16 protein-coding genes are annotated in these 19,962 nt (G+C 40.5%); 12 read left to right on the top strand and 4 right to left on the bottom strand.

Annotated features, from left to right (window positions below; translation table 11 throughout):
* Nucleotides 1-375: 375 nt before the first annotated feature.
* The 4 genes from FD50_RS01465 to FD50_RS01450 form a co-directional block, all read right to left on the bottom strand.
* The gene (locus tag FD50_RS01465) at nucleotides 376-1,113 is read right to left on the bottom strand and encodes a hypothetical protein (protein ID WP_054757645.1); all 738 of its coding nucleotides are present in this window, start codon (nucleotides 1,111-1,113) and stop codon (nucleotides 376-378) included.
* A gap of 2 nt (nucleotides 1,114-1,115) precedes the next feature.
* Nucleotides 1,116-2,009 carry an XRE family transcriptional regulator gene (locus FD50_RS01460; RefSeq protein WP_054757646.1) on the bottom strand — a complete coding sequence of 298 codons (894 nt, stop codon included), beginning with the start codon at nucleotides 2,007-2,009 and terminating at the stop codon, nucleotides 1,116-1,118.
* Between the two features lie 376 nt (nucleotides 2,010-2,385).
* The gene (cbpA, locus tag FD50_RS01455; RefSeq protein WP_056959754.1) at nucleotides 2,386-3,024 is read right to left on the bottom strand and encodes a cyclic di-AMP binding protein CbpA; all 639 of its coding nucleotides are present in this window, start codon (nucleotides 3,022-3,024) and stop codon (nucleotides 2,386-2,388) included.
* Between the two features lie 304 nt (nucleotides 3,025-3,328).
* Nucleotides 3,329-4,297: an L-lactate dehydrogenase gene (locus FD50_RS01450; RefSeq protein WP_054757647.1), complete on the bottom strand. Its 969-nt coding sequence runs from the start codon at nucleotides 4,295-4,297 to the stop codon at nucleotides 3,329-3,331.
* A gap of 280 nt (nucleotides 4,298-4,577) precedes the next feature.
* Here FD50_RS01450 and pth point away from each other — a divergent pair, with 280 nt between their 5' ends.
* The 12 genes from pth (at nucleotide 4,578) to lysS (ending at nucleotide 19,466) form a co-directional block, all read left to right on the top strand.
* Nucleotides 4,578-5,141 carry an aminoacyl-tRNA hydrolase gene (gene pth / locus FD50_RS01445; RefSeq protein WP_054757648.1) on the top strand — a complete coding sequence of 188 codons (564 nt, stop codon included), beginning with the start codon at nucleotides 4,578-4,580 and terminating at the stop codon, nucleotides 5,139-5,141.
* Between the two features lie 25 nt (nucleotides 5,142-5,166).
* On the top strand, nucleotides 5,167-8,721 hold the full coding sequence (gene mfd / locus FD50_RS01440; protein WP_056959752.1) for a transcription-repair coupling factor: 3,555 nt from the start codon (nucleotides 5,167-5,169) through the stop codon (nucleotides 8,719-8,721).
* Nucleotides 8,693-10,249, top strand: a complete 1,557-nt coding sequence (locus tag FD50_RS01435) for an oligosaccharide flippase family protein (protein WP_056959750.1) — start codon at nucleotides 8,693-8,695, stop codon at nucleotides 10,247-10,249. The genes mfd and FD50_RS01435 overlap by 29 nt, the downstream gene beginning before the upstream one ends.
* Nucleotides 10,250-10,266: 17 nt before the next feature.
* On the top strand, nucleotides 10,267-10,536 hold the full coding sequence (locus FD50_RS01430; RefSeq protein ID WP_054757649.1) for an RNA-binding S4 domain-containing protein: 270 nt from the start codon (nucleotides 10,267-10,269) through the stop codon (nucleotides 10,534-10,536).
* 79 nt (nucleotides 10,537-10,615) lie between these two features.
* Nucleotides 10,616-11,008: an FtsB family cell division protein gene (locus tag FD50_RS01425; protein ID WP_056959748.1), complete on the top strand. Its 393-nt coding sequence runs from the start codon at nucleotides 10,616-10,618 to the stop codon at nucleotides 11,006-11,008.
* 103 nt (nucleotides 11,009-11,111) lie between these two features.
* Nucleotides 11,112-11,609 carry a S1 domain-containing RNA-binding protein gene (locus FD50_RS01420; RefSeq protein ID WP_054757650.1) on the top strand — a complete coding sequence of 166 codons (498 nt, stop codon included), beginning with the start codon at nucleotides 11,112-11,114 and terminating at the stop codon, nucleotides 11,607-11,609.
* Nucleotides 11,610-11,783: 174 nt separating this feature from the next.
* The gene (gene tilS, locus FD50_RS01415) at nucleotides 11,784-13,148 is read left to right on the top strand and encodes a tRNA lysidine(34) synthetase TilS (protein ID WP_162256061.1); all 1,365 of its coding nucleotides are present in this window, start codon (nucleotides 11,784-11,786) and stop codon (nucleotides 13,146-13,148) included.
* Nucleotides 13,149-13,156: 8 nt separating this feature from the next.
* Nucleotides 13,157-13,699: a hypoxanthine phosphoribosyltransferase gene (hpt, locus tag FD50_RS01410; protein ID WP_054757653.1), complete on the top strand. Its 543-nt coding sequence runs from the start codon at nucleotides 13,157-13,159 to the stop codon at nucleotides 13,697-13,699.
* 84 nt (nucleotides 13,700-13,783) lie between these two features.
* On the top strand, nucleotides 13,784-15,838 hold the full coding sequence (gene ftsH / locus FD50_RS01405) for an ATP-dependent zinc metalloprotease FtsH (RefSeq protein ID WP_054757654.1): 2,055 nt from the start codon (nucleotides 13,784-13,786) through the stop codon (nucleotides 15,836-15,838).
* A gap of 92 nt (nucleotides 15,839-15,930) precedes the next feature.
* Nucleotides 15,931-16,815, top strand: a complete 885-nt coding sequence (gene hslO / locus FD50_RS01400; protein WP_056959744.1) for an Hsp33 family molecular chaperone HslO — start codon at nucleotides 15,931-15,933, stop codon at nucleotides 16,813-16,815.
* Nucleotides 16,816-16,889: 74 nt separating this feature from the next.
* Nucleotides 16,890-17,906 (top strand): tRNA dihydrouridine synthase DusB, encoded by a 1,017-nt coding sequence (gene dusB, locus FD50_RS01395; RefSeq protein ID WP_056959742.1) that lies wholly within the window; start codon nucleotides 16,890-16,892, stop codon nucleotides 17,904-17,906.
* A 63-nt stretch (nucleotides 17,907-17,969) separates the two neighbouring features.
* Complete coding sequence (gene lysS, locus FD50_RS01390; RefSeq protein WP_056959740.1) at nucleotides 17,970-19,466, top strand: lysine--tRNA ligase; 1,497 nt, start codon at nucleotides 17,970-17,972, stop codon at nucleotides 19,464-19,466.
* Nucleotides 19,467-19,962: the final 496 nt, after the last annotated feature.

The following is a 19,962-nucleotide window of genomic DNA, read 5'->3' as shown; positions in this document are numbered from 1 at the left end:
ATTCGAAGTTAGACGGAGAATTTTGACTTATGGAACACGTTTATTCGGAATAAAAGGTGGGGCTGTGACAAACTTTAACTTTTGTCACAGCCCCACCTTTTTTGTGTGGATCCGTTAAATTGGAGACAGTTTTGACAAGTTTAAATTAAAATACTGAATCTGCTTTATAGTCTACAAGTTAAAGGACCTGATCAAAAACTAATTGATCAAGTCCTTTTTGGGATGTTTTTAAAGGGTAGCGTTGTTGAGGGATGGGCACGCTGATTGTCTGTTTAGCCTGATTTGCTGTAATGAGCTGTGTGGAATTTTGCTAGTCTGTGAAAGCACCATTTCAAGAAGTTTTTGACAAAACCGTACAAAATTTTAAACATTTATCTACCGTGTTTTTTTTATTAATTTCACCCAGAGAATTGCTAAAAATGGTATCAGAGTAATGCCAGTTGTAAGACAAAAAAACAGCAAGGGAGCGGTGAGATTTTTATTATTCATTAATCGATCTGCAATTGGGTATAAATAATACCCGGGAAATAATTTTTGAATTGCAGTCACAAGATCAACAAAGGGCCCAGCAGTAAAGGATTTAAAGGGAACAATGAAAAGTGAGACAATAATCATCAAGGGTGCACTTGCCGCGTCAATAATAGAGCTGTCCAGTAAAATGCCTACAACGAAGCCAATGATACTGGAATAGATTCCAAAAACATTTAATAGTACAAGAGAAATTAGTAATGTTAAATTAGTAGGAATAGTTCCCAGCACAAACCCAGTGGTCACAATCACAAGCATGATAAGTGTGTTTAGAATGAATTGTGTTAGAAGCTGGTCGCACATAAATCTCCAAAGCGAGTAGTGCGAAAGATGGGTTTCGAGTAGATAATAGTTTCTGCCAGTGCTGGTTCTTTTACTAAAGGTCACAAGTGAGTTGCCTGTAATGCCCATTAAACAAGCCACTAAAAACCACATAAACCATAAATGATTTAAAAGTGGGTTGGAAAGGTGACTGTCTTTTACTAGATTAAGCATAAAAAGATACCAGAAGCAGGGAATTATGATTGTAAAAAAGAAGAATCTTTTATTGCGTAAAACTTGTCTCAGTTGAATATAGGCAATCATTTTTATTGGGCCTCCGTAGCGTTAAAGTGGCGATACCACTGTTCAATAGTTTGATTATGGCTGTGTATTTTATCAATCGAAACGTCTTGTGCAATTTTGCCATTTTTTAATAGTAAAACTCGTGAAAAATATTGATCAATTTGATTGAAATCATGGGTAATTGTAAGCACACTACCACTCACATGATCCAGATAGTTCCAAAAAAAGTCAATTGCATCTAGATCCATTCCAACAGTGGGTTCATCCAAGATTAAGAGTTTCGAAGGTTTTAGTAGGCTTAAAAGTAGTGCAAGTTTTCTTTTTTGCCCACCTGAAAGTTTACTAACAGAGGTAGCTGATTGTTTATCAAGTTTGAATTTTTTGATCATTTGTGTGACGAAAGCCGGTGAATATACTTTATTAAGACGTGCTGTTAGTTGAACGTGTTCTGCCAATTTGAGATCTTCAATTAGAATATTTTCTTGCGGCATGACCCGAAGATCATCCTTATTTGAGATAAAACTTTCAATTTGACCGCTGTCGGGTTTTAGCTTGCCATAGATGATTTTTGCAAGCGTAGATTTGCCAGCACCATTACTTCCAAGTAAAGCAATGCGTTCTCGCCCATAGAGATTCAAGTTGATGCCGCGCAATACTGGAGTCGTGAAGGCTTTTTTTAAATTACGGATTTTTAAAATGACATCAGTTGGTTTTTCAGTGTCTAAAATTAAAAAATCTAGAGTAACTCCAAAAATTTCTGCGAGCGCTACTAATTTGTCAATCCCTGGTTCAGCATCACCATTTTCCCATTTTGAAATTGATTGGCGTGAAACATACAATTTACGGGCGAGCGCGGTTTGCGACAGTTGTTTGCGTCTGCGCAGGGTAATCAGTTGTTGTTTAAAAACATTTTGCATATTACTTTTTTCCTCCCTTAAGTTCTTCTTTAATTATCCAGTTAGCTTTTCATTAGTAAAGGGAAAGTGTGACTAATTATCACTGCGGACCTGGCAACTTGAGGTTGCATTGCTGATTTAAAGGCTTCTTGGGACATAAAAAAGCCATTTTTTGGGGGGATGATTTGTGTTTTTTTAAAAATTCAGCATAAGAAAACTGTACTAATGGACAAGCGTGAGATAGCAGACTATCCATTTTTTTCGTGATGCTAGCCAATAAAAAGACCCTCTAAGTTAAAAAGTAACTTAGGGGGGTAATTTAAGCCAACGATTTTTTTACCTAACTAGTTAAATTAGCTAGTTAATGTTTCAAGGGCAAGCTGAAATGGTGCAGCAGCTAGAGTGCCTTTAAATCTTCAATCTCAGGGACTTTGAAACTTTTGCGTTCTAAATTTGCAATGATTTTGCGTAATGTTTCTGGGGATACTCCCTCGGGTAGCGTAAAAAGGGTTCGGCGTACGAGGACATTTGCCTGAACATCAAGCGTAATACAGCTGGCAATCGAAGTATACTTAGTAATAATCTTAGACATTTCTACTAGATCTCCACGTTCGCCTGATGAGACAACAGTTAATACGTAACTCCCAATTCCAACGTTCCATGATTGTGAAAGCATTCCGAGTAAGCTGGAATGCGTTAAAATGCCATAGAAGAAATTTTGTTCGTCTAAAACAGTAATGTACGGTAGATCTTTAATGGAAAAGAAAACCTTAAAGAAGGCTGAGTCGAGTGTAATAAACTTAGTTGCATTTTTAAGCAAATACGTAACTGGCAGGTGCATATCTCCCCCGCGTGACTTATGCCGATAAATATGCATTTTATAGATGTTGCCTCGAAAGATTTGTCCAGTTTTATCGAGAATTGGAACACACCGGAAACCGGATTCTTCGAGAACTTTCAGCGCCTCTTCCAGGGTGATGTCTTCACGCACCGTAGTAAGGTCTTTTTTTGGTTTAATAAGTGATTTGAATAGCATGAGATGTTATCCTCCATATAATTAAAAACTTCTAATACATATTATCATAGATCACGCGTAAAAGGGAAAGATATCTTTTAGTTTTACGTTTTATTTAGCGGTCAGAAGTGATTATAAAATAAAATGCAAGTTTGACTATTTGTTAAATTAACCTTAGAAAAAGGGCTATAGTAAAACTGAAGTCTAGCTCCAGTCTTACTACAGCCCTTAAGTTAAACAAGGTGTTTAACTTAGCATTTCGTTTGCAACAAAGCAAACGCATTAATGCTGTATTGTAATCAAAACTTTAATAAGCAAGTTGAAATTAAGCGTTTTGTTCAAGGTTCTTTAAACCGTCGTTTAAAACCTTTTTAAGCGTTGTTGCTGAATCGCTCATCTTTTTGCTTTCTTCTGCATTTAAAGGAACTTCAAGGATCTTTACAAGACCTGTGCCATTAACAACGGCTGGTGTCCCGATATAAATGTCGTTAAGCCCATATTGTCCTTCCATGTAAGCAGAAACAGGCAAAACAGCATCTTCATCACGCAGAATTGCTTTAGAAATACGAGCAAGGGCGGTTGCAACACCATAGAAGGTTGCACCTTTTTTGCTGATGATTGTATAAGCTTTGTTACGAACATCATCTTCAAGCTTAGCAAGTGTTTCTTTAGAAACATTGTTTTCTTTTGCCCAGTCAAGGATTGGAAGGCCACCAATTGTTGCAGCAGAATATGCAGCAAATTCTGAATCTCCATGTTCGCCCATGATGTAAGCATGAACCGAACGAGGATCGCGAATACCTGTTAACTCGCCAAGAGCAACACGTAAACGTGATGTATCCAATGATGTACCTGAACCAATAACTTTGTTCTTAGGGAAGCCAGAGAATTTCCATGTTGCATATGTCAAGATATCAACAGGGTTGGCAGCTACCAAAAAGATGCCGTCAAAACCAGATTCTACAACTGGCTTTACGATACTTGATAAAATCTTCAAGTTCTTGTTAACCAAGTCAAGACGTGTCTCGCCTGGTTTTTGAGGAGCGCCGGCTGTAATTACAACCAAGTCAGCGTCTTTGCAGTCAGAATATTCAGCAGAGTAAATCTTCTTTGGGTAAGACAATGCTGTTGCATCGGAAAGATCAAGCGCATCGCCTTCTGTACGTTCTTTCACAACATCGACGATTCCAAATTCTTCAGCAACTCCTTGGAGTGCCATCGCATAAGCAAAACTTGATCCAACAGCGCCGTCACCGACTAAGATAACTTTTTGATGATTTTTTGTTTCTGACAAAGTAACACATTCCTTTCATTAAGTGGACTTGTTAGCACACTGTAAGTATATCACGTTTTTCTGAAAAATGTGAATAAGTTTTCAATCATTTTTTTGCAGGTCAAACACTGGCTTATGGTATACTATGAAAGAACTTTGAAGAAGTGCTAACAGGCAACGGGTCGATTTAACGTCCCGGATTTTTGTTGTGTAATTATACGAAAATACATTGAAACAAAATGTAAACAGTCTAGGTAGAGTGCACGAGCTACCCAGAGCTAATGAAAATTGGAGGATACCGATGAAGTTAATTGTTGGATTGGGTAATGTTGGTAGTAAATATGCAGGAACACGGCATAATGTCGGGTTTATGACAGTAGAAGAGTATGCGCGGCAGAAGGGAATTGAATTTTCTCAAATAAAACACGAAGCCGAAATCGCCGAGTTCTTCTATCAAGGAGAGAAAATTATCCTAGCGAAACCTTTAACATATATGAACGAATCAGGGAGAAGTGTCAAACCTTTACTAAATTATTCTAATCTTGCAGTTTCTGATTTAGTTGTAATTCATGATGATCTGGATTTGCCGGTTGGTCATCTCAGGTTAAGACTGCAAGGCTCAGCTGGTGGTCACAATGGAATTAAGAGCATTATTGCGCAATTGGGTACGCAAAAATTCAAACGAATACGAATCGGCATTGACCACCCTCAAAAAGTCAGTGTGGTTGACTGGGTTTTGACGCGCTTTACACAGACTGAACAAAAGGAATTTGCGCAAGGGATTGAGCAGGCCACGGCAGCTTTAGATAATTGGATTGAAAATGATGATTTTATGTTGACCATGAATAAGTTTAACCACAAGTAGAGGAACTAAGGAGTTTTGCACGTAGATGAAATTAGAAGATCTGTTGCTGGATTCACCAGCACTAAAACAATGGTTTAAAGGAATCAAAATAAAGAATGAACGACATCTGGTAACTGGACTGTTGGCTGCCGCTAAACCGCTTTTTATTGCAAGCCTGTTTAAGCGGTATCAGAAAACAATTCTATTGGTTTCCGATTCATTGCATCATGCCCAGTTATTAGAACGCGCTTTGAGTGGGATCGTGGGCTCAGACAACGTTTATCTATATCCGGTTGAAGAGGCCACTGCTGCTGAGGTTGCGGTAAGCTCGCCAGAGTATCGTGGTGAGCGGGTGGCTGCGTTGACTGCGCTTTGTGCTGCAGAGCCTCGAATTGTGCTGGCTTCTGCTAAAGGAATGAAGCGCTTGTTACCACCACGTGCGGTGTGGCAGAATGCTAAACTGGAATTTAATGTGGGGCAGGAGATTGAGTTGGAGCAGGTTGCTGCCCAGTTATCTTTATTGGGATTTGAGCGCCATAAATTGGTGGATAAACCAGGAGATTTTGCAATTCGAGGCTCAATTATTGATATCTATCCGTTGAATTTGGGACATCCATTAAGAATTGATCTGTTTGATAATGAAATTGATTCGCTGCGTGAATTTGCCCCAGATACTCAGCGTAGTTTGAAAAATATTGAACATGCTATAGTTCTACCGGCAACGGATCTTATTTTGCCGGCACAACTTAGACCAGCTGCGCTTGAAAAAATTAAAGTTCAGTATCAAGCTGATAAGCAGGCAGTTAAAGAGCAAACGGCACTGAATAATCTAAAGGAAACGTATCGCACGTTGCACGAAAGTATCTCTACAGGACAGTTGCAGCCTGCCCAAGTAATCTTTACTGACCAACTGTATCCCACACGAACAGCGCTGCTTGATTATTTAAATTCAGACGGTTTTTTGTTAGTTGATGATTATCCGCGTGTGCTTGAAAGCGAACGAATGCTGGACGAAGAAAATATGCTTTGGAAAACAGAGCAGTTGAAAAGTGGCGGACTTTTTTCAAAAGAAAATTGGGAAAATCAGTTGCGACCGTTACTAAAGGGAGCAACCCAAACCAGCTTTTTCTTTTCGCTGTTTGAAAAGGGAATGGGGCAGTTAACTTTTAATTCAAAAGTTGATCTCAAGGTTAGAGCAGTTCAGCAATTTTTTGGACAAATGCCACTGCTGAAAACAGAGCTTGAGCGCTGGAAAAAGCAAAAACAAACGGTTGTGTTCGCTTTAAGCACACAGGAACAGATTGAGAAGTTTATGCAGACCTTGGATGATTTTGAGGTTTCTGCGATTTTAACGAAGGCTGATTCGATTCAACCGCACAGAGTTCAAGTGATCTTGGACAATATCGAAAACGGTTTCGAATTTCCGCAAGGACATGCAGTTGTCTTGACCGCACATGAGATTTTAAAAAAAGTAATTAAACATCGTCCGCAACGACAGACGATGGAGAACACGGAACGCCTTCGAAGTTATACTGAGTTGAAGCAGGGTGATTACGTTGTGCATCTTAATCATGGGATTGGTAAATATGAAGGCATGAAGACGATGGAAGTGGGCGGAAAGCATCAGGATTATTTAACAATCACATATCGTGATAATGCTAAGCTTTTCCTGCCTGTCTCACAGATTGATCGGATTCAAAAATATGTCTCCTCTGAATCGCGGACACCGCGCATTAATAAACTCGGAGGAAGCGAATGGGTAAAGACTAAGAAAAATGTTGCTGCGAAGATTGAAGATATCGCGGATGATTTGATTGAATTATATGCACAACGTAAGACCCAAAAAGGATACTCATTTTCTCCGGATAATGAATATCAGCATGAATTCGAAGAGGCATTTCCATACACTGAAACTCCTGATCAGTTGCGCAGTGCTCTTGAAATCAAACGCGACATGCAAAAGGCACGACCGATGGATCGCCTTTTGATAGGGGATGTTGGGTACGGTAAAACTGAAGTGGCATTAAGAGCGGCGTTTAAAGCAATTCAAGATCAAAAGCAAGTTGCTTTTTTGGTACCTACGACTGTTTTGGCGCAACAGCATTATGAAACAATGATTAATCGTTTTGACGAATTCCCGGTTGAAGTGGGAATTCTTTCACGTTTTAGGACTCAAAAACAGATTTCACAGACGCTAATGGGATTGAAGAACGGGACGGTTGATATTGTAGTCGGCACGCACCGCTTATTATCTAAAGATATTCACTTTGCTGACCTTGGTCTTTTAATCATAGATGAAGAGCAGCGTTTTGGAGTTAAACATAAAGAGCGTCTCAAACAACTGCGTTCTAAAGTGGATGTCTTGACCCTGACAGCAACACCGATTCCGCGCACGCTCAATATGTCGATGCTGGGAGTCCGAGATCTTTCAGTAATTGAGACTGCACCGATGAATCGTTATCCAATTCAGACATATGTGATGGAACAAAATTATGGTACGGTTGCTGATGCCATTTCACGTGAACTGGCACGTGGAGGACAGGTTTTTTATTTGCATAACCGTGTTTCTGATATTGAAAAGGTTGTAGCTGAAATTAGAACTTTTGTACCGGAAGCTCGGGTGGCATATATTCACGGACAGATGACAGAATTTCAATTGGAGCAGGTCTTATATGACTTTATTGCAGGAGAATACGATGTCTTAGTGACCACCACGATTATTGAAACAGGGGTCGATATTCCAAATGTTAATACTTTAATTGTGGAAGATGCGGATCATATGGGATTAGCACAACTTTATCAATTACGTGGGCGCGTTGGGAGAAGCAACCGTGTTGCTTATGCTTACTTCATGTATCAGCCAAATAAGGTGCTGACAGAAGTGAGTGAAAAGAGACTGGAAGCCATCAAGGACTTTACAGAATTGGGATCGGGCTTCAAGATTGCAATGCGTGATCTTTCAATTCGGGGAGCAGGCAATTTGCTTGGAAAACAACAGCATGGATTTATTGATTCTGTTGGCTATGATCTTTATACCCAAATGTTAAAGGATGCGATTGCAAAGAAACAAGGCAAACAAAAAATTAAGCAAACCGATGCCGAAATTTCATTGGAGTTGGAAGCCTATCTGCCATCGACGTATTTAGAAGATCAAAGGCAGAAAATTGAAGTTTATAAACGAATTAGACAGTTAGAAAATGAAGACCAGTACCGTGAGGTTCAAAGCGATTTGATTGATCGCTTTGGTGAATATCCACCAGAGGTTGAAAATTTGCTGCAGATCGGATTGCTAAAAATGTATGCTGATCGTGCGCAGGTTGAGACCATTTCGCAAAATGGCAAGCAACTCAAAATTTGTTTTGCAGCAGAAGTTAGTCAGCAACTGAAGGCACCTAGTTTTCTTAAGGCGCTTTCTTATACAAAGCTGAAAGCCTCATTGAAGGTTGTTGCTCAGAAAATGCAATTAGGAATTGTGCTTCAACCGCGTGATGACTTGCAGTCTGTAATTGCGGATTTACAAGTGGTGTTGAACAAGATTATGGAATATTTAAACGAGAGTAAGGAAAGTGATTATGAAAAAGCCAACGGAAAATCTCTTTAAAGGTGCAGCGGTCTTAACGCTTGCGGCCTTGGTTGCTAAGATCTTAAGTGCGCTTTATCGAGTCCCGTTTGAAAATCTCGTTGGTAATACGGGATTTTATATCTATCAGCAAATCTATCCTTTTTATGGGATTGCTGTCACATTTTCGTTAACCGGATTCCCGGTGTATATTTCAAAGTTAATTTCAACTTGCACAACTGATGAAGCACGAGAAAAAAATGCTTATCATTTGTTCTTACTCTTGGCGGTATTTGGATTAGGTGTGTTTGGGTTACTGCAGTTGCTGGCTCCGGATTTAAGCCAGTTAATGGGCGACAGATTACTGGCACCTTTAATTCGCAGTGTTTCTTGGAGTTACTTGCTAGTTCCATTTCTTGCAGTAGGACGGGGGTATAAGCAGGGAATCCTAGAAGTGGTCCCAACGGCCTTATCACAATTAATTGAGCAGACTATCAGGGTAATAATAATTGTTGGTGTTGCTGTAGGAGCTACTCACGCAGGCTGGTCACTTTATCGGATCGGTTCTTGGTCACTATTTGCGGGTGCCATTGGCGCATTTTGTGCGCTCCTGTTTTTTAAAGATTTCTTTAGCCAATTATTGAGGCTTAAAGTTCCCCTTGAAACAACGCTGTTTAAAAAGCTTCTACGTGGCCTTTTTTCGGAAGGGTTGGTTATTTGTTTGTATTCTGCACTGCTAGTGTTATTACAGTTGATTGATTCTTTTACGCTGAAAAATGCGCTAGAGGCGGCTGGAAATAACCCCGCACTGGCTAAGAGCTTGAAGGGGGTTTACGATCGGGCCCAACCCTTATTACAGTTGGGGCTGGTACTTTCGTTGAGTTTTTCTGCCAGTTTAATGCCGCTTTTAAGCCGAAAGTCAATCCGACACACCGCTGAATATCAGCAAACACTTGAGCTTGCCTTTCGAATTTGTGCGACTGTGGCTACAGCTGCCAGTGTTGGCATGTTTGTCTTGATGCCTGCGATTAATGAAGCACTTTTTGGGAATCGACAAGGGACTTGGGCACTGGGAGTTGCTGCTTTTTCGGTGATTGCCGCGTCGTTAATTATCTTAATGAATTCTGTCTTGCAAAGCCGCGGACAATATGTGAAGACAATTGGAACGCTGATACTCATTGTTAGTTTGAAAGCTGCTACAAATTATTTATTTGTGTATTGGTGGGGTCTCAGTGGTGCAAGCTTTTCTTCGGTGTTAAGCTTAAGTGGTGGCTTACTTTTTTCACGCCTGATGCTTTCAAGTGAAGGGCTGCGGGACTTTTTAAGTGTTGCTTTTTGCGGGCGCATTTTCATTTGCTTAGCTTTTCTTGCGCTATCTGCCTGGGGTCTGGCAGCCGGTGCTGCAGTTTTTCTGGGGGATGGACGTTGGGCAAGCTTTATGCAGTGTGTTTTGGGAGCCGCTGGAGGTGCAGGAGTTTTTGCCCTTTTGGCGCGCAAATTACAGCTGTTTTCAACGGCAGAATGGTTAGAATTTCCAGGAGGCCGGATCATTGTTAAACTTTTTAAATAAAATAATGAGGTGAATAAATGAGGTTAGATAAGTTTTTAAAAATTTCACGAATAATCAAGAGAAGGACTGTCGCAAAGGAAATTGCTGATAAAGGAAGAATCACTGTTAATGACAGGCCTGCTAAATCTGCGACTAATATCACGGTCGGCGATCTCTTGGTGATCAATTTTGGCAATAAAATCTTGCGGCTTAAGGTCTTGTCAGTCAAAGAGACTGCGAAAAAAGATGAGGCATCTGAGCTTTATCAGTTAATTGCAGAAGAATTCAAGGAAGATTATCGCAAATAGTACATGTAATTAATAGACTTCAAACTTTGGAGTTTGGTATACTTAACGTAGTAGAAATTTAAGCGAGAGGAGTGACAAGATGGCTGGCGGGCATAAGGTCAGAGTCCTTGATAATTCTTTTTTCAGGGAAAAAAATAAAGCACAGAAGATGCATGAACGAAAATCACGCGTGCGAATTGTACATCGGCGGCGCTTAATTTTTATAGGGATTTTTGTCGCTTTGACTGCTTTTTTTTGCGGTTATCAGATTATTCATACTCACTTTTTGACTGCCAATCTTGAAGCTCAGGTTAAGAGTGCACGCAGTAAGCTCGACCAGGAAAAACAAACTCGCGTGAATCTTAAACAACAGGTTAAACAATTGAACGATCAGGATTATCTGCAAAAACTCATTCGTGAAAAATATTACTATTCAAAAGATGGTGAAACCATATACAGTCTACCCAGCACCAAAACAAATAACGCGAATTAAAGAAAGAGAGAAACTAGTACACACTTCCCGTTTCTGTCTATTGCATCCCTTTGAGGGCGTGTTATACTGAAGTGTATATAATTTAAGGAGGAGCAGCATTTTTATGGCAATTGAAGTAGGAGCTAAAGTTACTGGAAGGGTTTCGGGGATAACTAATTTTGGTGCATTCGTTGATTTAGGTGAAAAGAAGAACGGCTTGGTTCATATTAGTGAAATTTCTGACAGTTATGTAAAGGACATTCATGATGTTTTGAGTGTTGGTGATGAAGTAACTGTTAAAGTTCTGTCGATTGCCGCTGATGGGAAAATCAGTCTTTCAATTCGTAAAGCTACCGCTAGTGCTCCTAGTAACAGTGAAACAAAGTTTAATAAAAGTGAGCACCATGAAAGCTATAATCATGCACATCACACCAGTGCAACGGGAGTTAAAACACACAGTAGCAACGGGCACTATAATCAATCATATCGGAAGCCAGAACCAAAACCAAAGGACTTTGACTCTTTGCTTTCGGGATTCTTAAAAGAAAGTGAAGCGCGGCTAACATCGTTAAAGAGAAACACTGAAGGAAAACGTGGCGGTCGTGGCGGTCGTCGCAGCTAAGCTTTTGCAGTCTAAGCTAGCGCGCAACTAGATTTTGAAAAAGATTTGGGCTTAGGGGTTGAGTTTTTTCGCTAAGACACGTTAATCTACAGCTACTGTAGGCCAAAACAAAGGGACTGGGTCAAAACGTGAGTTTTGGCGCAGTCCTTTTGTTGATAAGGTTGGGAAATGTTTATGGATTTAAAACGAGAATTTACGCAATATTTTAAAAAAATTTCACATAGTTCCAAAGTTCTGGTGGCTGTTTCAACAGGGGTTGATTCAATGACACTCTTGGACCTCCTGTTACAGTTGCCAACTAGCGTGCGCCCGCGAATCTATGTTGCTTACATTGATCACCAGCTGCGTCAAGAGAGCAGACAAGAGCGCGAGTTTATTGTGGAATTTTGCAAACAAAAAGGTCTGCCACTTTTCAGTGCGGTATGGCCACTTAGTGAACACCCGCAAAACGGCGTTGAGGAAGCTGCTCGCAATTTCAGATATACTTTCTTTCAAAAAATATTGAAACAAAATGCAATTAGTGAACTTTTGACAGCACATCATGCAGATGATCAAGCAGAAACATTTTTAATGAAGCTGATACGCGGTGGAGAACTCGGTCAGTTGTGCGCTATCAGACAAAAGCGCTCATTTGCGACTAACTTTTGGCTTATCAGACCGTTACTACCGTTTTCGAAGAATTTGATACGTGAATATGCGCAAAAAAGACAACTTTCTTTTTTTGAGGATCGTACTAACCAGACAAACGCTTTTTTGCGCAATCGTCTCAGGCATCAAGTAGTTCCTTTGTTAAAAAAAGAAAATCCACGTTTCTTAGAGCATATAAATGCCTATACTGCGCAACTAGCAGAAGTGTGTATAGTGGCACAGCATGTGATTGCAAAACAAGTTAATCAGCTTAAAAATGTAACTGGTTCTTACTCGCTTCAAGGCTGGAAAGAGCTGACCACAGCGGAGCAAACGATGGTCCTGAGGCAGATTATTAGCAGTCATAACTACCATGCTTCTGAAAGACAGTTGGAACAAGCGGGTGCACTATTACTTAATGACGCTAAGCCGCAAGGTTGGATTCAATTGCAAAAAGCGCTTTTTTTAAAAAAAGAGTACACTACCTTTACGATTTCTCCAACTCAAAATGTAACCGTGGAGGCGTCTGTCTTTAATTCTCAATTGAATTTAGGAGAATGGACAAGGTTACCACATGGCGCAGAAATTGGGTTGTTTGAGAGCACTGCTGGAATTGAGGCTGTCTCGGGTGAGCAACGGTTTTATTTTTCAAAACGAGCTTTCTTGCCCTTAACTGTCAGACATCGTCTTCCAGGAGATAAGCTGCCTACACGTGTTGGGAAACAAAAAATCAAGAAAATTTTTATTGAAAAAAAGATTCCATTGCAGGAAAGGAATAAGAAGTGGATTGTGGCAGCTTCCAGTGGCCTTCCCTTATGGATAGTCGGAGTTAGGCAATCTGATTTGTCAGAGCAGAAGGTAAATGATAAAATGCAATACATGGTGATTTTTAGAAACATAACTGAGAAATGAGGCTGACTATGAACGAAGATATCAAAGAGGTCCTGTATAGCAAAGAAGACATTAGCAGGATTTCACACAAGATTGGGCTGCAGCTGACCGCTGATTATAAAGATAAAAACCCGCTAGTAATCTGTGTGCTAAAGGGAGCTTTTCTTTTTATGGCAGATATTGTCCGTGAAATTCAAACCTATGTGGAGATTGACTTCATGGATGTATCAAGTTACGGAGATGAAACTGTTTCTTCCGGAGAGGTTAAGATCATTAAAGATCTTGATGTCCCGGCAGAAGGACGCGATATCATCATTATTGAAGATATTATTGACACTGGAAAGACTTTGCAGTGTTTGGTCGAGCTATTTAAACATCGCAAGGCTAATTCTGTTAAGATTTGTACGCTTTTGACTAAACCTGAGCGTCGTGTTGCAGGAATTGAACCAGATTACGTTGGTTTTGAAGTTCCAAATGAGTTTGTGGTCGGTTACGGCTTGGATTATAAAGGAAGGTATCGTAACCTTCCTTATGTTGGGATTTTAAAGCCAGAAATTTATGAGAATAATTAATAGTCAAGAAAAGTCAAGTATGTTATGATTTATGCGTTAGCTGTTTAAAGACAGCAATTTGTGCATCAGTCAAGGAGGAAGCAGATGAACAATAACAAGAATGGGCTTTTTAAAAATAGTCTATTTTATATTGTGATTTTCCTTGGGATAATGGGGATGTTATATTACTTCTTCGGAGGTAAGGCAAGTTCACAATCTCAACAAATCCAATCAAGCCAATTTATCAGTGAATTACGGAAGGACAATGTAAAAGACTTTACAATGCAGCCTTCCGGGAGTACCTATAAAATAACAGGTACATACAAGAAGGCACAAAAAGCTAAGGAAACAACTGGAATTGGCGGGTTCGCTTCTAGCAGTAGCAAAGTGACTTCATTTACCAGTAATGTGTTGACGAATGATACTGCGGTTAAGCAGATTCAGGAGTTGGCACAAAAAAATGATGTTAAAAACGGCGCAAAGGAAGAAGAATCCAGCAGTTTATGGTTGCAGTTGCTAATTTATTTGCTTCCAGTGATCTTCTTTATCTTCTTCTTCTATATGATGATGGGTCAAGCCGGTCAAGGTGGCGGCAACGGACGGGTCATGAACTTTGGCAAGTCCAAGGCTAAGCCTGTTGATAAAAAGGCAAACAAAGTCCGCTTCTCGGATGTTGCTGGTGCTGAAGAAGAAAAGCAAGAACTTGTGGAAGTGGTAGAATTTCTACGTGATCCGCGCAAGTTTCTGTCTTTGGGTGCCCGCATTCCTTCTGGTGTTTTGCTAGAGGGACCTCCTGGTACAGGTAAAACATTGCTCGCACGTGCTGTTGCTGGTGAGGCCGGTGTTCCATTTTTCTCAATTTCGGGATCTGATTTTGTGGAAATGTTTGTCGGCGTCGGCGCAAGTCGTGTACGTGACTTGTTTGAAAATGCAAAGAAGAATGCACCTTCAATTATTTTCATTGATGAAATTGATGCTGTTGGGCGTCAACGTGGCGCTGGAATGGGTGGCGGTCATGATGAACGTGAGCAGACTTTGAACCAATTGCTGGTGGAAATGGATGGGTTTGAAGGAGACGAAGGTGTCATTGTGATGGCAGCTACTAACCGTTCAGATGTTTTAGATCCAGCTTTACTTCGCCCAGGTCGTTTTGATCGGAAGATACTTGTCGGACGTCCAGATGTTAAAGGGCGTGAAGCAATTCTGAAAGTGCACTCGAAGAATAAACCACTTGCGAAAGATGTTGATCTGAAGATGATTGCCAAACAAACACCTGGTTTTGTGGGTGCTGATTTGGAAAACTTATTAAATGAAGCTGCTTTACTGGCAGCTAGACGTAATAAAAAAGAAATCGATGCTTCAGATGTTGACGAAGCAGAAGATCGAGTTATTGCTGGGCCAGCCAAGCGGGATAAGGTTATTAACAAAAAGGAACGCAGAACAGTTGCCTTTCATGAAGCGGGGCATACGATTGTTGGGTTAATTTTAAACGATGCACGTGTTGTGCATAAAGTTACAATCGTGCCACGTGGGCGTGCAGGCGGGTACGCAATTATGCTGCCTAAAGAAGACCAAGCACTTCTTTCCAAACGCGATTTGAAGGAACAAATTGCTGGATTAATGGGTGGACGTGCTGCTGAAGAGATTATTAACAATGAACAATCTTCAGGCGCTTCCAATGATTTTCAGCAGGCAACACAGTTGGCCCGTGCGATGGTTACGGAATATGGGATGAGCGAAAAACTAGGTCCAGTGCAATATGAAGGACAGAGTAACATGTTCGCCGGAGCAGGCATGCCTGCAGGGCAACCTAATTATTCTGGACAAACAGCTAACTTGATTGATGAAGAGGTCAAAGCACTGCTGAACGAAGGAATGAAAAAGGCCAAAGAAATTATTGAACAACATCGCCAACAGCATAAAACAATTGCTGAGGCTTTGCTTGAATATGAAACTTTGGATGAAAAGCAAATTTTAAGTTTATTCAAGACAGGTCACATGCCAAATAAAGCCAAAGAAGAGTTCCCAAGCGAAAAGGCCGCTACTTTTGAAGAATCAAAAGAGGCTTTAGAACGCAAAGAAGCTGAAAAGCAAAAGGAAAGCAAAAAGACTGCAGAAGATGACGGTGAAACAGTCACTTTCTATCCTAAAGACAAGTAAGTAAATATTAAAATAAGTGAGTTGATGGGCGGAATGAAACAGTTGTAAAATTGTTTTGTTCCGCTCATTAATTTAGTAAAAAGGAGAGTAACATGACGGATTATTTAGTTAAAAGTTTGGCCTTTGCAGGGCAGTTAAGAATTTATGCAGTTGATACCACTAAAACCGTGCAAAAAGCACAGCAACTTCACGATACATGGAGTGCAGCTTCTGCTGCTTTGGGTAGAACATTGACAGCGACTGCTTTGCTTTCTCAAGCACTTTTAAAAGAAAGTGGGCGGCTGACGGTGAAAGTGTTAGGAGATGGACCTGTAGGCGCATTAGTAGTTGACGGTGATGCACAGGGACAGCTTAAAGGTTACTTACAGCATCCGCATGTGCATCTGCCATTGAATGAAAAACATAAAATTGATGTGAAAGGGGCGGTTGGAACCCATGGCTTTTTAGCAGTTACAAAAGATCTTGGAATGAAGACGCCCTTTACCGGGCAAGTACCGCTGGTGTCAGGAGAATTGGGGGAAGACTTTGCATACTATTTGGCTAAGTCTGAGCAAATTCCTTCGGCGGTGGGACTTTCTGTCTTTGTTAACGAGGATAATACGGTACGGACGGCTGGTGGGTTTTTAATTCAGGTTTTGCCAGGAGCACAAGACGAGTTACTGGCAAAATTAGAACAGACGCTTGCTACACTTCCCTCAATTTCTGAAATGATGGCAACTGGGATGACGCCAACAGAAATGATTGCTAAAATTTGTGGAGCAGGGAACTATCAAATTTTAGCGAAAAGTGAAATCAAATATCAGTGTGACTGTTCAAAGGAACGGTTTGAAAAAGCGTTGGCCGCAATTGCAGTATCAGATCTGGAGACGATGATCAACGAAGATCATGGAGCAGAGGCAGTTTGTCATTTTTGTGGAAAAAAATATATTTTTACAGAAGCAGAGTTACGCCAGTTGCGTGACGGGAAAAATGATTAACATTTTTGCTTTAGATTGTTTTGTGGTATCATGCAAAAGGTATAATTGACTATGTGAAAACGAGGTGTAATAAAATGGAATGGAAGATCGGCAATCTTACGATCCCAAATCAAATTGTAGTTGCTCCTATGGCTGGGGTCACGAATGTTGCTTTTCGAATGATCTGCAAGGAATTCGGTGCAGGCTTAGTTGTCTGTGAGATGATCTCCGATCGGGGAATTCAATTTAGAAACAAAAAAACGCTAGGAATGCTGAGATTTGACCCCACAGAGCATCCGGTTAGTGTGCAAATTTTTGGCGGAAATAAAGATACTTTGGTCGAAGCCGCACGCTACATTGAAGAAAATGTTGATGTTGACATTATTGATATTAATATGGGATGTCCAGTGCCTAAGGTCACTAAAGCTGAGGCAGGGGCTCGCTGGTTGTTAGATCCTAATCAAGTTTATGAGATGGTTCATGCTGTAACAAGCGCATGTTCTAAGCCTGTAACCGTTAAAATGAGAACTGGATGGGATGAGGATCATATCTATGCAGTTGAAAATGCATTAGCGGCACAAGAAGGCGGAGCAGCAGCTTTAGCTATGCACGGTCGAACCCGCAAACAGTTATATAGCGGACATGCTGACTGGGGAATTCTCAAAGAAGTCGCAGATCATCTGCATGAAATTCCATTTATTGGGAATGGAGATGTGCGGACTCCTGAAGATGCTAAGAAGATGTTAACAGATGTCGGAGCTGATGCAGTCATGATTGGACGTGCTGCATTAGGGAACCCTTGGATCGTGAAACAGGCTTCAGAGTACCTTGCAGGGGAAGAGGTTGTTCCAGAACCAACTCCCGCTGAAAAAATTAAAGTAGCTAAAGAACATCTACATCGCTTGGTGGGGATTAAAGGGGACTATGTCGGACCACGTGAATTTAGAAGTCAGGCCGCCTATTACCTCAAAGGCATTCCGCGGTCAGCGCGGGCAAAAGCAGCTTTAAATGATGCTGCAACGGAAGCTCAAATGATTACAATTTTTGATAACTTTTTAAGTGACGTTGAAGATTACGTTGAACGTAAAAAACAGCGTCAATTGGCAAAATAGATTTGCAATTTAGCGGTAGAATTGGCAATATATAAGATGGAAATTGTTTTTGGAGGGATAAGTTTGGCGAAAGAAGAGAATTTAAATGATCAGTTGCGGGTGCGGCGTGAGAAACTAGCGGAGCTGCGCACAGAAGGAATTGATCCGTTTGGTCACCGTTTTGAGCGGACAGCAATGTCACAGGAATTACATGACAAGTATGATCAAAAGACGAAACAAGAACTTGAAGATTTAGATATTAAAGTAAAGATTGCCGGAAGAATGGTTGCCAAGCGAGGCAAAGGCAAAGTAGGTTTTGCTGATATTCAGGATCGTGACGGCCGTATTCAATTATATATTCGTAAAGATGTTGTCGGTGAAGAAAAATATCATATTTTTAAACGGTCCGACTTGGGTGATCATCTCGGCTTGAGCGGTGAAGTTATCAAAACCGATATGGGTGAACTGACGATTAAGGTGACAGATGTGACCTTCTTGTCAAAAGCCCTGCGACCACTTCCTGATAAATTTCATGGACTGCAAAATGTTGAACAAATTTATAGACAGCGTTATCTTGATTTGATCTCAAATCGTGATAGTTTTGATCGCTTCTTGAAACGCAGTAAAATTATCAGTGCAATTCGAGGCTATCTTGATGAACATCGTTTCTTGGAAGTGGAAACACCTGTCTTGCATAATCAGGCTGGTGGTGCAGCTGCACGTCCATTTATTACCCATCATAACGCGCTCGACATTAAACTATACTTGCGGATTGCGCTTGAGCTGCATTTGAAGCGCCTAATTGTTGGCGGTATGGAACGCGTGTATGAAATTGGCCGCGTTTTTCGTAATGAAGGAATTGATACTAAACATAATCCTGAGTTCACAATGCTGGAATCATATGCAGCTTATTTTGATTTCAAGGATGTTATGGATGAGACAGAGGGAATCTTTAAAGCTGCGGCTAAAGTAGTTACTGCTGACGGAATTGTTACTTATCAAGGAAATAAAGTCGATTTCAACAAGCCATTCAAACGGATTCACATGGTTGATGCGATCAAAGAGGAGACGGGAGTTGATTTTTGGCAACCGATGACAATTGAGCAAGCGCGCCAGCTTGCAGATGAAAAGAATGTTCATTATGAGGATTATTGGACAGTTGGACATATTATCAATGAATTTTTTGATAATTTTTGTGAAGCTCAGCTTGTAGACCCTACATTTGTTTATGGACATCCAGTCGAAGTTTCTCCGTTGGCTAAGAAAAATGCTGACGATCCGCGCTTTACTGACCGTTTTGAAATGTTTATTTTGGGTAACGAATTTGCCAATGCATTTACTGAATTGAATGATCCGATTGACCAACGACAAAGATTTGAGGCACAGGTAGCTGAGCGGGCCGCTGGTAATGATGAAGCCGAGGGAATTGACGAGGATTACATCGAGGCTCTTGAGTATGGCATGCCGCCAACGGGTGGTTTAGGTATTGGGATCGATCGTCTTGTAATGTTAATGACCGATGCGCCATCTATTAGAGATGTATTACTATTTCCAACTTTACGCCCTGAAGAACATAAGTAGCGTAAGGATGCTGTTGGAGTCTGCGCGAAAGTATACTTAACGGTAATTTAAAAAGCAGCTAGCCCCAATTTGAAATGCTAAATTTAAATAATACGCTTTTTGAGATTCAGCACAAGACGTTGACTACATAACGTTTTGTGCTGAATCTTTTTAATTTGACTTAAAAACTAGGAGAAAATGAAATTTTTAGGAGTTTGAAATCAGACTATTAACGGAATTCCGAGGTAGAAGAACGTTAGTTATCGCTGTTTAAAGCAGTTGAGAGCTGTTTTTAAACTGACAAAATTTAGCTGAGTTATTTTTTGAATTTTATCTTGCATTAATTATTAGGCGTGCTATAATATAAAAGTTGGCTGTTGATGAGAACGGTGTTTAGAAAAAAGTTCTTGCATTTAATTCAAATTGCTAGTATAATAATCTATGCTATCTCATAGCAGACTTTAAGTAGACCTTTGAAAACTGAACAAAGTTTCGACAAATCAAATGTGTAGGGCTC

The sequence above is a fragment of the Liquorilactobacillus satsumensis DSM 16230 = JCM 12392 genome (assembly GCF_001435195.1).
Classification (GTDB): Bacteria; Bacillota; Bacilli; order Lactobacillales; family Lactobacillaceae; genus Liquorilactobacillus; species Liquorilactobacillus satsumensis.
The sequence above is the reverse complement of the archived record's forward strand: the minus strand, read 5'-3'. Positions and strand labels throughout refer to the sequence as shown.

Excerpts from the sequence above, each read along its gene's own strand:
- cbpA (WP_056959754.1), bottom strand. The coding sequence starts at position 3,024 with ATGCTATTCAAATCACTTATTAAACCAAAAAAAGACCTTACTACGGTG.
- FD50_RS01420 (WP_054757650.1), top strand. The coding sequence starts at position 11,112 with ATGGCAATTGAAGTAGGAGCTAAAGTTACTGGAAGGGTTTCGGGGATA.
- hpt (WP_054757653.1), top strand. The coding sequence starts at position 13,157 with ATGAACGAAGATATCAAAGAGGTCCTGTATAGCAAAGAAGACATTAGC.
- FD50_RS01465 (WP_054757645.1), bottom strand. The coding sequence starts at position 1,113 with ATGATTGCCTATATTCAACTGAGACAAGTTTTACGCAATAAAAGATTC.
- FD50_RS01430 (WP_054757649.1), top strand. The coding sequence starts at position 10,267 with ATGAGGTTAGATAAGTTTTTAAAAATTTCACGAATAATCAAGAGAAGG.
- FD50_RS01425 (WP_056959748.1), top strand. The coding sequence starts at position 10,616 with ATGGCTGGCGGGCATAAGGTCAGAGTCCTTGATAATTCTTTTTTCAGG.
- hslO (WP_056959744.1), top strand. The coding sequence starts at position 15,931 with ATGACGGATTATTTAGTTAAAAGTTTGGCCTTTGCAGGGCAGTTAAGA.
- FD50_RS01435 (WP_056959750.1), top strand. The coding sequence starts at position 8,693 with ATGAAAAAGCCAACGGAAAATCTCTTTAAAGGTGCAGCGGTCTTAACG.
- FD50_RS01460 (WP_054757646.1), bottom strand. The coding sequence starts at position 2,009 with ATGCAAAATGTTTTTAAACAACAACTGATTACCCTGCGCAGACGCAAA.
- dusB (WP_056959742.1), top strand. The coding sequence starts at position 16,890 with ATGGAATGGAAGATCGGCAATCTTACGATCCCAAATCAAATTGTAGTT.
- tilS (WP_162256061.1), top strand. The coding sequence starts at position 11,784 with ATGGATTTAAAACGAGAATTTACGCAATATTTTAAAAAAATTTCACAT.
- pth (WP_054757648.1), top strand. The coding sequence starts at position 4,578 with ATGAAGTTAATTGTTGGATTGGGTAATGTTGGTAGTAAATATGCAGGA.
- mfd (WP_056959752.1), top strand. The coding sequence starts at position 5,167 with ATGAAATTAGAAGATCTGTTGCTGGATTCACCAGCACTAAAACAATGG.
- ftsH (WP_054757654.1), top strand. The coding sequence starts at position 13,784 with ATGAACAATAACAAGAATGGGCTTTTTAAAAATAGTCTATTTTATATT.